General features: G+C 42.1%; 14 protein-coding genes and 3 tRNA genes. 7 read left to right on the top strand and 10 right to left on the bottom strand.

Annotated features, from left to right (window positions below; genetic code table 11):
- Positions 1-57 precede the first annotated feature (57 nt).
- Positions 58-300, bottom strand: a complete 243-nt coding sequence (locus QSJ46_RS12670; protein ID WP_034665302.1) for a type B 50S ribosomal protein L31 — start codon at positions 298-300, stop codon at positions 58-60.
- A 176-nt stretch (positions 301-476) separates the two neighbouring features.
- Between QSJ46_RS12670 and QSJ46_RS12665 the strand changes: the two genes are divergently transcribed.
- The 4 genes from QSJ46_RS12665 (at position 477) to QSJ46_RS12650 (ending at position 3321) form a co-directional block, all read left to right on the top strand.
- Positions 477-1808 (top strand): cytochrome ubiquinol oxidase subunit I, encoded by a 1332-nt coding sequence (locus tag QSJ46_RS12665; protein WP_047203537.1) that lies wholly within the window; start codon positions 477-479, stop codon positions 1806-1808.
- Between the two features lie 22 nt (positions 1809-1830).
- Positions 1831-2877, top strand: coding sequence for a cytochrome d ubiquinol oxidase subunit II (locus QSJ46_RS12660; protein WP_169510868.1), 1047 nt, complete (start codon positions 1831-1833; stop codon positions 2875-2877).
- Between the two features lie 68 nt (positions 2878-2945).
- Positions 2946-3104 carry a DUF1540 domain-containing protein gene (locus QSJ46_RS12655; RefSeq protein WP_008360682.1) on the top strand — a complete coding sequence of 53 codons (159 nt, stop codon included), beginning with the start codon at positions 2946-2948 and terminating at the stop codon, positions 3102-3104.
- A gap of 25 nt (positions 3105-3129) precedes the next feature.
- Positions 3130-3321 (top strand): hypothetical protein, encoded by a 192-nt coding sequence (locus tag QSJ46_RS12650; protein WP_107163183.1) that lies wholly within the window; start codon positions 3130-3132, stop codon positions 3319-3321.
- A 105-nt stretch (positions 3322-3426) separates the two neighbouring features.
- Here QSJ46_RS12650 and menC read toward each other — a convergent pair whose 3' ends face one another.
- From menC to QSJ46_RS12620, 6 genes are all read right to left on the bottom strand, one after another.
- Positions 3427-4551 (bottom strand): o-succinylbenzoate synthase, encoded by a 1125-nt coding sequence (menC, locus tag QSJ46_RS12645; RefSeq protein WP_099663582.1) that lies wholly within the window; start codon positions 4549-4551, stop codon positions 3427-3429.
- On the bottom strand, positions 4538-5998 hold the full coding sequence (locus tag QSJ46_RS12640) for an o-succinylbenzoate--CoA ligase (protein WP_285604799.1): 1461 nt from the start codon (positions 5996-5998) through the stop codon (positions 4538-4540). The genes menC and QSJ46_RS12640 overlap by 14 nt, the downstream gene beginning before the upstream one ends.
- Positions 5999-6071: 73 nt before the next feature.
- Complete coding sequence (menB, locus tag QSJ46_RS12635) at positions 6072-6890, bottom strand: 1,4-dihydroxy-2-naphthoyl-CoA synthase (protein ID WP_285604798.1); 819 nt, start codon at positions 6888-6890, stop codon at positions 6072-6074.
- A 14-nt stretch (positions 6891-6904) separates the two neighbouring features.
- Entirely contained in the window at positions 6905-7732 is an 828-nt protein-coding gene (menH, locus tag QSJ46_RS12630; RefSeq protein ID WP_285604797.1) for a 2-succinyl-6-hydroxy-2,4-cyclohexadiene-1-carboxylate synthase, read from the bottom strand.
- Positions 7714-9459, bottom strand: a complete 1746-nt coding sequence (gene menD, locus QSJ46_RS12625; RefSeq protein WP_047203541.1) for a 2-succinyl-5-enolpyruvyl-6-hydroxy-3-cyclohexene-1-carboxylic-acid synthase — start codon at positions 9457-9459, stop codon at positions 7714-7716. The genes menH and menD overlap by 19 nt, the downstream gene beginning before the upstream one ends.
- Complete coding sequence (locus tag QSJ46_RS12620; RefSeq protein ID WP_107163178.1) at positions 9452-10870, bottom strand: isochorismate synthase; 1419 nt, start codon at positions 10868-10870, stop codon at positions 9452-9454. The genes menD and QSJ46_RS12620 overlap by 8 nt, the downstream gene beginning before the upstream one ends.
- A 378-nt stretch (positions 10871-11248) precedes the next feature.
- Between QSJ46_RS12620 and QSJ46_RS12615 the strand changes: the two genes are divergently transcribed.
- The 3 genes from QSJ46_RS12615 (at position 11249) to QSJ46_RS12605 (ending at position 13603) form a co-directional block, all read left to right on the top strand.
- The gene (locus QSJ46_RS12615) at positions 11249-12187 is read left to right on the top strand and encodes a 1,4-dihydroxy-2-naphthoate polyprenyltransferase (RefSeq protein WP_024424940.1); all 939 of its coding nucleotides are present in this window, start codon (positions 11249-11251) and stop codon (positions 12185-12187) included.
- Positions 12188-12304: 117 nt separating this feature from the next.
- Positions 12305-13039, top strand: a complete 735-nt coding sequence (locus QSJ46_RS12610) for a TraR/DksA C4-type zinc finger protein (RefSeq protein WP_285604796.1) — start codon at positions 12305-12307, stop codon at positions 13037-13039.
- 87 nt (positions 13040-13126) lie between these two features.
- Positions 13127-13603, top strand: coding sequence for a TspO/MBR family protein (locus QSJ46_RS12605; protein ID WP_285604795.1), 477 nt, complete (start codon positions 13127-13129; stop codon positions 13601-13603).
- A gap of 77 nt (positions 13604-13680) precedes the next feature.
- Here QSJ46_RS12605 and QSJ46_RS12600 read toward each other — a convergent pair.
- The 3 genes from QSJ46_RS12600 to QSJ46_RS12590 form a co-directional block, all read right to left on the bottom strand.
- Positions 13681-13752, bottom strand: a tRNA-Glu gene (locus QSJ46_RS12600).
- Positions 13753-13761: 9 nt separating this feature from the next.
- A tRNA-Ser gene (locus tag QSJ46_RS12595) sits at positions 13762-13852 on the bottom strand.
- Between the two features lie 3 nt (positions 13853-13855).
- A tRNA-Asn gene (locus QSJ46_RS12590) sits at positions 13856-13930 on the bottom strand.
- Between the last annotated feature and the right edge of the window lies 1 nt (position 13931).

Raw genomic sequence — 13931 nt, 5'->3', positions numbered from 1 at the left:
ATCAGCCGGGGTTTTTTGCTGTAAAAAAGCACACCGTTATCAGGCGTGCTTTTTTGATTACATTTGATATTTTTTCTTAAACAGCTCGGCTCTTCCGCCTTTTTCTCCGAATTTTTGGCGTCCTGTATAAAAAGGATGCGTATCAGAGCTTGTTTCTACTTTAATGACAGGATACGTTTTCCCATCTTCCCACTCTACTGTCTCATTTGATGTCTTTGTTGATTTACTCAAGAAGCGGTAACCGCTGTTTACGTCCATAAATACAACTTCATGTGAGGTTGGATGAATATCTCTTTTCAATGTCAAAACTCCTTTCGTTATCAAAACGTAATGATTACGTTTTATAATTATATTCTACTCCCTCTTATACAACTTGTCAAAAAACAAGCTTTCTTAGTCAGGAAGAATAATCTAAAAATGGTTGAGAATAATAAGCATCATGAAAAAGAGAAGCGATAAGAAAGGCGGAGAAAAAATTGACTGATCTCGTTTTAGCTAGAAGCCTGTTCGGCACAACCATGGGCTTTCATATTATTTATGCCTCGCTTGGCGTTGGCATCCCGCTAATGATTTTGTTAGCTGAACTCATCTTTCAAAAAACAAAGGACCCGCATTATGCCATCATGGCCAAGCGATGGACAAAAGCACAAGCTGTTCTATTAGGGGTCGCCATCCCAACAGGTACTATTGCTGGTACGCAGCTTGCCCTTTTATGGCCAGGTTTTATGGAGGTTATCGGAAAAGTCATGTCACTGCCATTCCAGATTGAAATTTATGCGTTCTTTATAGAAGCATTATTTATGTCTATTTATGTGTACGCAGCGGATCGCCTATCAAATGCAATGCGCATCATTACGGTTATTTTTATCGTCATTGGTGCAGCTGCATCAGCGATTCTGATTACAAACGTACATGCTTTTGAAGGGACACCTGCTGGCTTTCAGATGGTGAATGGAGAAATCACAAACATCGAGCCTTGGAAGGCCTTTTTCAATCCAAGCTTTGCTGTGACTGCTACACATGTTGTGCTGTCTGCTTTTACAACAGGTGCTTTTGTCATTGCTTCCGTTGCAGCTTTTAAAATGCTCAAAACTAAAAAAAATGAGAAGCTCTATACATTTCATCGAAAAGCCCTTTTTCTTGGACTCATTGTAGGAGGACTTTTCTCTTTTCTCACAGCCTTAAATGGCCACGAATCTGCTCAGCTTCTGTATGAATATCAGCCTGAAAAGCTGGCTGGAGCTGAAGGTTTATTTGAAACGCAATCACATGCGCCTCTTGCAATAGGTGGTTTTACGGATGCTGATTCGCAGGAAATTAAAGGTGCGATCGAAATTCCTTGGGCGCTTAGTTTTCTCGCAGGAAATAGCTTCGATACGGTGGTCAAAGGTTTAAATGATTTTCCCCGTGACGAGTGGCCGCCTTTATTTATACACACATTATTTAACGGCATGGTCATTATTGGATCGGTGCTCATTCTATTTGCGGTATTAGCACTGCTTTATCGTAAAATTTTAAAACGGGAAAAATTCCCGAAGTGGCTTCTTTTTCTTTACTTATTCGGCGGGCCTCTTAGTCTTTTGGCTATTGAATTTGGCTGGATCTTTGCATGTACAGGCCGTCAGCCATGGGTCATTTATCGAATGCTCAAAACCTCAGAGGTTGTCACATCATCTGGCTCGATCGGGACACTTTTTATCCTTTTTGCCATTGTCTATCTCATCTTAGGCATAGCAACTGTTATTGTGCTGACGTACTACTTTAGAAAACATACGATTGAAGAAGACCTACGGTTAACAGAATCTTAAAAAGGGAGCGATCTTGATGCAAATGGATGTTACAACTGATGCGCTCATTGCAATCACCATCTTATGGGGATTCGTTTTTATCTATGCAGTGATGGCATCAATGGATTTCGGCGCAGGATTTTGGTCGATGATTTATATGAATAGAGAACAAACAAAGGCAGCTAATATCGCGAATAAGTATCTTTCTCCAACATGGGAAGTGACAAACGTCTTTATTGTGGCCATCGTTGTCGCATTGTTCAGCCTGTTTCCAGGTGCAACCTTTGTACTTGGTACCGTTTTATTAATACCCGGCAGCATCATCTTATTGCTTCTTGCACTACGAAGCGGGTTTCTCGTGTTTTCTCATTCACTGCCTAAGAAATACAGAAAAGCGGTGACTTATATTTCAGGGATCAGCGGCTTTATCATTCCGTCCATCCTGATCATGGTTCTCCCAATTACCCATGGTGGATTTATCTTTCAGGAGAACAACGTCTACTCATTAGATCTTGGACTGGTCTTTACAAGTGCAAATGTTTATTCTTTTGTCGGCTTTGCCATCTTCAGCACCCTTTTTCTTTCGTCTTTGCTTTTAGCTGATTTCTCTAATGTAGCTAATGAAGATGAAGCTTACAGCATTTATAGAAGAGGGGCGCTCATTACGGGTCCACTTTCACTCATGATGGCCTTTTTTATCATGCTGACATTACGAAGCGAGGCGAATTGGCTGTTCACAAAAATGATGCAGAACATCCCTATTCTTCTTGTATCTCTCCTAATGTTCCTGCTAGCAGGACTAGCTCTATTTTTACCAAACAGCCGTTTTAAGCATCGGAAAGGGAGACCACGTCTTGCCGTCATTGCGATTACCATTCAATATTTCTTAGCAAGCTATGTGTACGGGCGTGCTCACTTGCCTTACATGGCCTATCCAGATATTACAATCATGTCTGGATTTACAGACCCTGTCACATTTAGGGCATTATTTATCACCTATATTGTAGGTTTTATCATCTTATTTCCTGGGTTCTATTTCTTCTGGAAATTATTTATGAAGGATAAGCGCTATATTCGCCAGGAAGATTAACATGAATGGACGAGCTTCATTTCGGTTACATTATAGATGAAAGACATACTCAAAAGGAGGTCATCTGTATGAGTCAAAAAATCCTTTGTGAAGTCAATAACTGTTCCTATTGGAATGCTGGAAACCGCTGTGGTGCAGATGCAATCTATGTCGTCAGCCACACAGGAAATACGGCTGAGAAAAGTGAAGAAACGGATTGTAAAACGTTTAAACCACAAGATCTTTAAGTCTCATTAAAGGAGGCGCTTCAATTTGAAACATGATCGGCTGCTTCAAACGTTTTTTGACGAAATTCATGACGCGGATGAAGCCGCATTCCATCAAGCCGCTCACTCCTTTTTAAACCTTTGGGATTATGAATATGGACATGCAGCAAACATACCCAATGAAATGCATCAGTATATCGGACAGCTTGCTTATGACAGCGAGCTGGTAGAAGAGTAAGAAAGAGCGGGTCACCGCTCTTTCTTTTTGTTCAGACAGGAAGGAAAAACTTTCCCTTACTATACATACATTCTATTGGATAAGCAAAAGTTGGTTTCTTCGTTTTTATCTCACAAAATCATGTTTTGTAAACACGTCGATTTTATCTGAAAACGAACGGAGAGCTTGGTAATCAACTTCTACGCCCATTCCTGGCGAGCGAGGCACCTCAATAAATCCATTTTCAACCTTAATTTCAGGAAAAATGATATCCTGCTCCCAAAATTTTGACGAAGCTGAAATATCACCGGGAATTGTAAATTGAGGAAGTGAAGCAAGTGCCACGTTCTGCGCGCGGGAAATACCTGTTTCAATCATGCCCCCGCACCATAACGGAATTTGATGCTCCTTACTGAACGTATGAATTTTAAGAGCCTCTGTCAGTCCGCCAACTCGTGAAGGCTTCACATTAATAATTTGACAGCTGCCAAGCTCTACAGCTTTTCTGGCATCATCTAAAGAACAAATACTTTCATCTAAACAAATCGGCGTTTTTAAATGTTTTTGCAAATGGCGATGGTCCACAATATCATCTGCAGCTAGAGGCTGTTCAATCATTAATAAGCGAATATCATCGAGCTGCTTGAGCTTGCTAATATCTTTTAATTCATAAGCAGAGTTTGCATCTGCCATTAATGGCAGATCAGGAAAAGACTCTCTTATCTTTTGAAGAAGTCCAATATCTTGTCCCGGTTTAATTTTTACCTTCACCCGCTGATAGCCTTGATCAACAAATTGCTGAATTTGCTCAAGCATATCGTCAATAGGGCCTAACCCCGCCACAACACCAGATGGTATTCTATCTTTTGTGCCTCCTAATACATCGCGTAAAGACTTATTCTCACGCTTCGCATAAATATCCCAAACAGCCGCTTCAATGCCTGCTTTGGCCATCCTATTGCCTTTAAATTGATACAGACTGTCAGGTATTTCTGAAGGATGTGTAAAGGTGCGCGTCAGCACGTTCGGGATAAAGAAAGCCCTCAGCATATGATAGCAAGTCTCAATTGTTTCTTCTGTATACCAAGGAGAAGAAAAAGCAGATACCTCTCCCCATCCAGTCAATCCTGTTTGATCTTTTACTTCAACAATAATAAACTCACGCTCTGAAATGGTTCCAAGACTTGTTGTAAATGGTTGTTTAAGCTTCATCGTGACATGATATAAAATTACTCGTTCAATTTGAATCATTTGAAAACCCCTTTGATCTGAGTCTGTGCCTTTGCAATTTATTCGATGCATTTCTTGGCAGCTCGTTCACAAAGTGAAAAGCGGCGGGCCATTTATATTTGGCTAAATGCGACTCACATAAAGCATAGAGCTCATTCTCCGGTATCTTATCATCCGTTACAAGGAAAGCAGCCGGTACCTCTCCCCATCTATCATCATACATACCCGTTACTCCGGCTTCCTTTACATGCGGATGTGTTAGAAGAACCGCTTCAATTTCCGCAGGATAAATATTTTCTCCGCCAGAAATAATCAAATCTGAACGGCGGTCAAGCACAAATAAGAACCCTTCCTCATCCACATAGCCAATATCCCCCGTCTTCAGCCAGCCCTCATGAAAGGCAGCCGCGTTCGCTTCTTCACGGTAAAGGTATCCTTTCATCACATTTGCACCTTTCACCATAATTTCGCCATGCTCAAAAGGACGGCAAATGCGATCACCATCTTGAATTTTCAGTTCACACCCAAAAAGAGGTTTTCCCGCTGACCCAAGCTTCTCTACACTAAATTCAGGTGCAAGCGTCACAATTTGTGAACAGGTTTCCGTCATACCGTACGATTGAAAGACAGGAAAGCCCTTCTCTTTGCTTTCTTGGAGCATCGCATAAGGCGCAGGTCCTCCGCCTAATAAAAGACAACGCAAAGAAGACGGACATTCTTCTAGTCTGCTTAATAAACGAGATAACATCGTCTGCACAACAGAAATCATCGTCACACGATGCCGTTCAATAGAATCCTTTACTTCATCGACGTCAAACTTCTGATGAAGCACAACTGTCATTCCATATATCACAGACTTAAATAAAGCTGATAATCCGCTAATATGAAAAAGAGGCAGGGCAATGAGCCAGCGGTCATCCTCTCTGAGACCCAAATTCAATGCGGAGGTAACAGCACTATGAAAATGATTGCCAAACGTTTGCTCTACCCCTTTTGGACGTCCTGTTGTCCCAGATGTATACATGATGGTCGCTGTTTCATTCAAATCAAATTCGCTCTCGATCTTTTTTTCATGGCCTTTCCCTGGTTGAGGTAAAGTTTCCATTGTATAAACGGGTAAATCACCCTTATGATCGCTTGCATAAATAGATTCCGTTAATAACGCCGCTGCTTTTGCATCTTCTAGCTGATAGCGCCTTTCAGCTTTTGTCAGCTTATTATTCAATAGCACGATTTTTAATCCTAATAAAAAACACGCATGTACAAGCATCACCATGTGAGGATGATTGTTCATCAAAAGCGCAACCGTTTCCCCTTTTTTCAATGATGCCTGTGCAAGTCTATTTGAAAGTTCGTCCGCTTCTTGAGCTAATTCGTGAAATGTCCACTCTTTCTCTTGATAAATAAGCGCGACTCGATCTGGTGTTAAATAGGCACGGTGCAGCAGCCAATTGGGTTGCTTCATCATGAGACACCTCCTTTTCGTAAAAGAAAACAGCTTAGTCTGATGCACTAAGCTGTTGTTCATTAATATCATTGAATCAAGGGAAACGCGGGAACTGGCCGAAGTCCGGCTTGCGTTTTTCCTTAAAGGAATCGCGTCCTTCTTTTGCTTCATCTGTTGTGTAATAAAGAAGTGTCGCATCTCCTGCAAATTGCTGAATTCCAGCTAATCCATCCGTATCTGCGTTAAATGCAGCCTTCAAGAATCGTAAAGCAGTCGGGCTCTTTTCTAGCATCTCCTCACACCACTTTACTGTTTCCTCTTCAAGCTGATCTAATGGGACAACTGTGTTAACAAGTCCCATATCAAGCGCTTCTTGTGCATTGTATTGGCGGCATAAGTACCAGATTTCTCTTGCTCTCTTATGACCTACAATACGTGCAAGGTAGCCTGAACCGTAACCGGCATCAAAGCTGCCTACTTTTGGACCTGTTTGTCCAAAAATCGCATTATCTGCTGCAATTGTCAGATCACATACTATGTGGAGAACGTGCCCGCCTCCGATTGCATAACCTGCAACCATCGCAACAACCGGTTTTGGAATGACACGAATCAAACGCTGTAAGTCTAATACATTTAGACGTGGAATTTGATCGTCTCCTACATAACCGCCATGGCCGCGGACTTTTTGGTCTCCACCAGAACAGAATGCTTTTCCGCCAGCACCTGCAAGTACGATCACACCAACTTCTGAATTATCACGAGCTCGTGAAAATGCATCGATTAATTCACTAACAGTCTTTGGGGTAAACGCGTTATGTACGTGTGGACGATTAATCGTAATCTTTGCGATCCCATTATACGTTTCATATAAAATTTCGTCATACTGACGCTCAGTTTGCCATTCAATAGCCATCAATATTTCCTCCTCTAATCTTGCGCTAAAATAAACTCACTTACTATTTTACCAAAAAAATGTGGTTGTTCCACATGAACTGTATGCCCAGCATGCTCAGCCAATATGAATTGACTTTCCTTCAGCTCCTGCTGCATACATTTGCCGATATGGCAGAACTTTTCATCAAGCGTTCCGCAAATGAGCAAAACAGGTAAATGAATATGCTTTAATGCCTTCCAAATAGACGGCTGTGAACCTGTTCCGATGCCTTCTAAGCTGCGAGCCAGCCCAAGTGGATTGGCTTTCAGTCTTCCTTCTCTCAGTTCAGTCTGCCTTTCCGCTGATAAAGTTTTCTGCGAAGCAAACAAAGGAATGCTTTCCCAAAAATCCACAAACTTCACTAAGCCTTCATGCCTGATTTTTTGAGCAAGCTGATGATCCTGCTTCAGTCTTGCCATCCGCTCTTTAAATGTGCGAAGCCCTGGAGACGTACTCTCAAGGATCAGTTTGTTGACACGATCTGGATAACGAGCGGCAAATGATAAAGCAATACGCCCTCCCATAGAATATCCGAGAATATTCACTTTGTGAAGCTTTAATTGGTTTAAAATCTCTGCAAGATCTGCCAGCTGCTGAGACATCGCATATCTTCTCACACTTTCTGACGAGTCTGTACGCCCATGTCCGAGCAAGCTGACCTGAATCAGTCTTGCGTTCTCCAAATAAGCATTCAAGAACGTCCAAGACGCTGCACTTCCAGTGAAGCCGTGTAAGCATAGTGTGGGATTTGCTGCCGAAGGGTTCTGATCCACCACTTCGTACGCTACCCCATCACGCATTCTTATGATGAGAGAAGGCATTCTTTTTTCACTTCTTCCAATATGTCATCCATCATTTGACGATGCTTGTCTACACGGGAATGACGATCTGTTTCAATTTCAATTAAATGAAGCCCAGGTTCATCGATATGCGCCATATACACATCATGCAACTCTTGTTTCGTTGCGGGTTTTGAATAGGTTCCCCCATATAACTTCGATGCATACTCAAAATTCAGTCCTGTCGGCGTTCCAAAGAGCTTTTCATAATACGATTCATCAGACGCCTGCGGAAGGAAAGAAAAGATACCTCCCCCATCATTGTTTATTAAAACAACTGTCAGCGGAATGTCCATCAGCTTAGCTGCAAGCAGACCGTTCATATCATGGTAAAATGATAAATCTCCAATGACTAAAGTGACTGGCTGCTTCAAAGCTGCATACGTGCCGAGTGCTGTAGACACAACGCCGTCAATACCATTTGCTCCGCGATTCGCCATCATTCGAAAAGGCTTGGACTGAGTTTCAAAAAATGTATCTACATCACGAATCGGCATACTATTTCCGATAAAAAGGACACTCTCTTTTGGCAAGAGGTGCTGAAGCTGACGATATACATTCCCTTCAAAGGACAAATCCTCATCTGAATAGCTAGCTGCATGAGTTCTAAATGATGAATTAGCATTCTGCCATCGGTTTAAGAAACTTGTCTCTTTACGCTGTACTGCTTGCTTTAATAATGCTTCTACAAAAGCAGCCACATGACTTTCTATAACGTATGAAGCACTTAACCCAGGATCACGGAAACCTCCGGCAGCATCTACAACAATCTGCTTCACTTCCGCATGTTTTTCCAGCCACTTGAATAAAGGCTTAGATACTGGCATCGGTCCAAAACGAATGACCATATCCGGCAATAGATGCTGCTGTAATGCTTCATCTTTTAATAAAGAATCATACGCATCGATAATGAGATCTTCATTTTCATGGCCGTTGCGCAAAAGAGAAAGTGGGTCAGCTAAAATAGGTAAATGCAGGGCTTTCGAAAGGCGTAAAACTGCCTCTTTTTCTTCCTGTGTATGAAGTTCACCAGCCACAATCAATCCCTTTTTGGATTGGTTCATGACGGTCACGATTTCAGACATCACTCGATCATTAGGGAAAGCCTGACCTGATGCTAATACCTTTTTCGTATCCTCTTCTTTTCGCGCGAAAGGATCAATAGACAGATCAGGAAGCAATGGCTCTCTCAGAGGTACATTGACCTGAACAGGCCCCTTTGGCTCCTGCATCGACATGTGATTTGCTCTCGCAGCTGCCGTCTGAACATAACGCAGCATCGTTTGACTGTCCTCCGGCAAAGCTAAGTCTGTGAACCATTTAACAAACTTACCGAATAAGAATTGCTGATCAATCGCTTGAGGTGCTCCAACTTCCCTCAATTCGTGCGGCCGATCAGCAGTTAAAACAATAAGAGGTACACGAGAATAATGCGCCTCTACAACGGCTGGATAAAAATTAGCAGCTGCCGTACCTGATGTACAAATAAGCAGCACTGGTGATTGACTTGCTTTTGCAAGACCAAGCGCATAAAAAGCAGCAGACCGTTCGTCCACTAAAACATGAACATGGATGTCTTGATGGGCAAGGGCCAGCATCGCAAGCGGAGTTGAACGAGAACCAGGACAGACAACTGCCTCTTTCACACCACCTTGGACGAATTCATCCATCAATCTGCCTATATATGTTGTCATGATGTGATTATTCAATAGGATGACCTCCAAGAGCAGACAGCATTGGTCTTAACTTCACTTGTGTTTCTTCATACTCCTGCTTTGCAAGGGAATCCTCTACAATTCCGCAGCCAGCGAACAAACGAACACGGTCTTCCTCAATAAGACCTGACCGAATGGCTACAGCAAATTCTCCATTATCCTGAGAATCAATCCAGCCTACCGGCGCTGCATACCAGCCGCGCTTGAGCGGTTCGATTTCACGAATCACTTCAACCGCCTTTTCCTTTGGATATCCGCCTAGTGCCGGCGTCGGATGGAGCTGCTCAATTAATGAAAAAAGGGAACAGCTGCTTTTAATTTCTCCCACAATCGGTGTAAACAAATGCTGAATGTTTTTTGTTTTATAAAGACTTGGTTGATTTGGTTTATGCACGTGAAGGCAATTGGCTTCAAATGCTTGCTCAATCATATTGACGACAATTTGATGTTCAATCAAATTCTTCTCATCATGCAGCAGTTCCTCGCCTAATGCGTGATCCTCCGCTTCATCTTTTCCGCGAACAATGGAACCTGCTAAACAGGATGAAAAGACCTCTCCGCCGCTTTTTTTCACTAAGCGTTCCGGCGTGGCTCCGACAAATGCTTGTCTTCCCTGTTCAACCGCAAATACATAACTCGTTGTTTGATGCTTTAATAATTCCGCTAATAGTGGAGCGAGTTCAATTTGATTTTTATAGTGAAGCAAGACTTCTCTTGCTAAAACAACCTTTTCATATTCGTTTGCACGAATGTGGTCTGTCGCTTCTTGGATCGCCTTCATCCATTTCTTCACATCCAGCTCTTCCACATGAACAAGTTCAACTTGTCCACCAGTCCGAACTGGCAATGTCTCGAAACGAGAGGCTTTTTGTTCTAATTCCTGAATAAGCTGATGAACATTCCCGTCCACCTGCTTCCACTCATTGACCGTAAGAAAACTGCCTTCTTTTGAGACAGTCAGCATGATCGATGGCACAAAAAAATGAGCCTCGCCAAATGCTTCCCAATGACGCGCCTTCTCTTCATACGGATCAAACGAGAATCCTCCAAATAAAAGCGGACCAACAGCCACTTGCTTTAACTCCTTCTCATCATGAAAATGGAACATGTGCTGCTTGAGCTGTTCCCATTCTTGATGGACTATATCGAATCGTTCCTTGCCTTGCTCAAATGATTTAATGACGGCCGCTCTGCCAAGTCCAGAAAATATCATTTGGCTTTCTGGATCAGACCAAAAAAACCGCTCGCCTAAAAAATCCGCTTCGCCGCTTTGGAAAAAGGCAAGAGGATCCAGATCGTCAACTCTTCTGGAGTAGCTTATCAAAACAGCATGGTTGACGTTATTCGCTTCTTCTAATGTCGCAAGCGCTTCCTGCCGGAAAGTACTTTGCACTGTTGTCACCATGATACATTCCTCCAAAATCCATGAATTACATAAAAAATAAAAACATAATGAAAAAATACATGAACATTCGAATATGTCGAATGACCTGCTTTTCTATTATAAACCTTAACAGATGAACTTAGTAAAGAAAACAGCTTTCAAAACCTCGAATCCTTATTATATCACGCTTTCAAGATTTTTTCGCTCTTGCTTATTGAAACGAGAGCATCTAAAGCAAATTGGCAGGACCGTTCTAAAATCAAGCTTTCCTTCAATATGGCAACGATTAGCAAACATCTTTTTCCCGATTCATCGCATCAATATATTGACACCTTTTTGAACTTTGCTAAACTGGAATTTGGACGTGTACGTATTTTTTTATTTAAAGGAGTATATTTTATGCAGCATCAATCGATATCAGATCAGCTTTCACCAATAAAGCCTGATAAAAACTGGCGAATTTGGTGGAATTTACTACGACCGCATACACTAACTGCGGCATTTATTCCCGTTACTTTAGGAACTGTTTTAGCACTTCCAAGTGGTCAAATACATGTTGGGCTATTTTTAGCCATGCTGTTTGCATCTATGTTTATCCAAATCGCAACAAACATGTTTAATGAGTACTTTGATTATGTTCGCGGGCTGGACAACGAGAAATCTGTCGGCATCGGCGGAGCCATTGTAAGAAACGGTGTGAAGCCAAAGACAGTCCTCAGCCTCGCTTATGCACTATTTGCACTTTCTTTATTACTTGGGGTCTATATTTGCATGATGTCCAGCTGGTGGATTGCACTAATAGGACTTATTTGTATGGCAGCAGGCTATTTCTATACTGGCGGCCCTGTACCAATTGCATATACACCGTTTGGAGAACTTGTTTCAGGTGCTTTTATGGGATTAGGGATTATCCTGATAAGTTTTTATATCCAAACAGGCACTCTGACGTCTAAAGCGGTTCTCATCTCACTACCAATTTCTATTTTAGTTGGTGCCATCTTACTATCGAACAATATCCGTGATTTAGACGGAGATAAGGAAAATGGACGAAGAACACTTGCCATTCTTGCTGGACGTAAAGCTGCAGTGAACATTTTACTTTCCATGTTTTTGGTATCATATGTACTCATTTTTGTTTATATCTTTACAGATATCGTCGGTCTTTGGAGTCTTCTTGTTTTACTCAGTGTGCCAAAAGCCTATACAGCCATTAAAGAGTTTAAGCAAAAAGAAAAACCGATTGAATTAATGAATGCCATGAAATCTACAGCTCAAACCAATACATTTTTTGGTTTTCTGCTGACGATCGCTTTGATCTTACAATACTATATCGCGTAACAAAGAACGCCTGCAGCCGCAGGCGTTTTTTTATTAGGAATTGCTTCAAATTGGAACTAGTCTAACATACAAAATTGCTCATACTAACAATATGTTTGATATGAAAGGATGATCGCTTTGTTGTCAAAAGACGAATTACATCATTTGAAGCAGCGCCTTCTCGATGAAAAGAAAGAACTTGAAGCCAAAAGCCATGACGATGAACAGAAAGTATCCTTTCCTTACGATTCAGTCGGAGAACTGTCTGCCTATGATAACCACCCGGGCGATCAAGGGACAGAGCTGTTCGAGCGTGGGAAAGATATTGCTTTAAATAGCTTGGAACATGAACATATGTTAGACATCGATGAAGCACTTCAAGCCATTGCAGACGGCTCTTATGGACTATGCAAGGTCTGTAAAGCCCCTATTCCAAAGGAACGTTTAGAAGCCTTGCCTACTGCTGTCACATGCACAGAGCACTCAAAAGAACAGACCGTTTCACAAAACCGTCCGATTGAAGAGGATTTATTAAGTCCACCAGCAGGACAATTTGAAAATGAAGAAAGTGCTGCGTACGACGGAGAGGATGCCTACCAAGACGTAGAACGCTACGGAAACTCTGATACCCCGTCTGATATGGAATTCCCTCCTCTGACATACGATGATGTGTATACACAATCAGAAGATGAAGATTATGTGGAGGACTACGAAGGATTCGCAGCTGCTGATATTGAAGGAAAAGCAAGCAAGGTGTATCCGAACAAAGCACACGAGGCCTATGAAGAAGCATTAGACGAAGAAGGTGTCATGACGGTATTTGGTGACTTGAAACCGTACGAGGAAGAACCTTATACAAAAGAAAATCATTAGTCCCCCTCATATTGGGGGCTTTATGTTTATATCATGTAATGATTGGGAAATCACCTTAAGAGTGAATTTGATTGGAGGAGATTCTTGATGGCTAGAAAAAGTATCATTTGGGCGATTGTCGTCTTCTTTATTACATACGCACTATTCTCTATTGCCGGATTCTTGTTCCCCATCGACAGAGAATGGTATGACGCATTAAATAAACCAGAATGGACACCTGGTGGCGGTGTAATTGGTGCTGTGTGGGCTGTCTTATTTGCACTCATCTCATTGTCCGCAGCGATCATTTATGGAAAATATGGATTCCAAAAAATCACTTTACCATTTTGGATTCTTTTCCTTTTAAATTACGTATTCAATCAAGTCTTTAGCTTTTTTCAATTTACACAAAAGGATTTGTTTGTAGCTACGATCGACTGCCTGCTCGTTGCACTAACAGCACTTGCACTTGTCATCGTCTCACGTAAAGTAAGCAAAGTCGTTCCAATTTTACTGATCCCTTATGTCTTATGGGGCTTCTTTGCGACATACTTGTCTTATACGATCTATTCCATGAATATGTAAAAAAAGACCGCCATGATAGCGGTCTTTCGTTTTGAAGAAAACAAAAAAGAGATCTTTGACAAGATCTCTTTTAAAAATGACCCGTACGGGATTCGAACCCGTGTTACCGCCGTGAAAGGGCGGTGTCTTAACCGCTTGACCAACGGGCCATACAATAATGGCGGAGAAGGAGGGATTTGAACCCTCGCGCCGCTCGCGCGACCTACACCCTTAGCAGGGGCGCCTCTTCAGCCACTTGAGTACTTCTCCATTTGGCTCCGCAGGTAGGATTCGAACCTACGACCGATCGGTTAACAGCCGATAGCTCTACCACTGAGCTACTGCGGAA

This window comes from Bacillus sp. YKCMOAS1 (assembly GCF_030268125.1).
GTDB classification, from domain to species: Bacteria; Bacillota; Bacilli; order Bacillales; family Bacillaceae; genus Bacillus; species Bacillus safensis.
This window is presented reverse-complemented; position numbering and strand designations above follow the sequence as displayed.

What these genes read in the sequence shown, in the direction of transcription:
- QSJ46_RS12660 (WP_169510868.1), top strand. Translation starts at nt 1,831, where the DNA reads ATGGATGTTACAACTGATGCGCTCATTGCAATCACCATCTTATGGGGA.
- menC (WP_099663582.1), bottom strand. Translation starts at nt 4,551, where the DNA reads ATGATTCAAATTGAACGAGTAATTTTATATCATGTCACGATGAAGCTT.
- QSJ46_RS12615 (WP_024424940.1), top strand. Translation starts at nt 11,249, where the DNA reads ATGCAGCATCAATCGATATCAGATCAGCTTTCACCAATAAAGCCTGAT.
- QSJ46_RS12655 (WP_008360682.1), top strand. Translation starts at nt 2,946, where the DNA reads ATGAGTCAAAAAATCCTTTGTGAAGTCAATAACTGTTCCTATTGGAAT.
- menH (WP_285604797.1), bottom strand. Translation starts at nt 7,732, where the DNA reads ATGCCTTCTCTCATCATAAGAATGCGTGATGGGGTAGCGTACGAAGTG.
- QSJ46_RS12605 (WP_285604795.1), top strand. Translation starts at nt 13,127, where the DNA reads ATGGCTAGAAAAAGTATCATTTGGGCGATTGTCGTCTTCTTTATTACA.
- QSJ46_RS12640 (WP_285604799.1), bottom strand. Translation starts at nt 5,998, where the DNA reads ATGATGAAGCAACCCAATTGGCTGCTGCACCGTGCCTATTTAACACCA.
- menB (WP_285604798.1), bottom strand. Translation starts at nt 6,890, where the DNA reads ATGGCTATTGAATGGCAAACTGAGCGTCAGTATGACGAAATTTTATAT.
- QSJ46_RS12620 (WP_107163178.1), bottom strand. Translation starts at nt 10,870, where the DNA reads ATGGTGACAACAGTGCAAAGTACTTTCCGGCAGGAAGCGCTTGCGACA.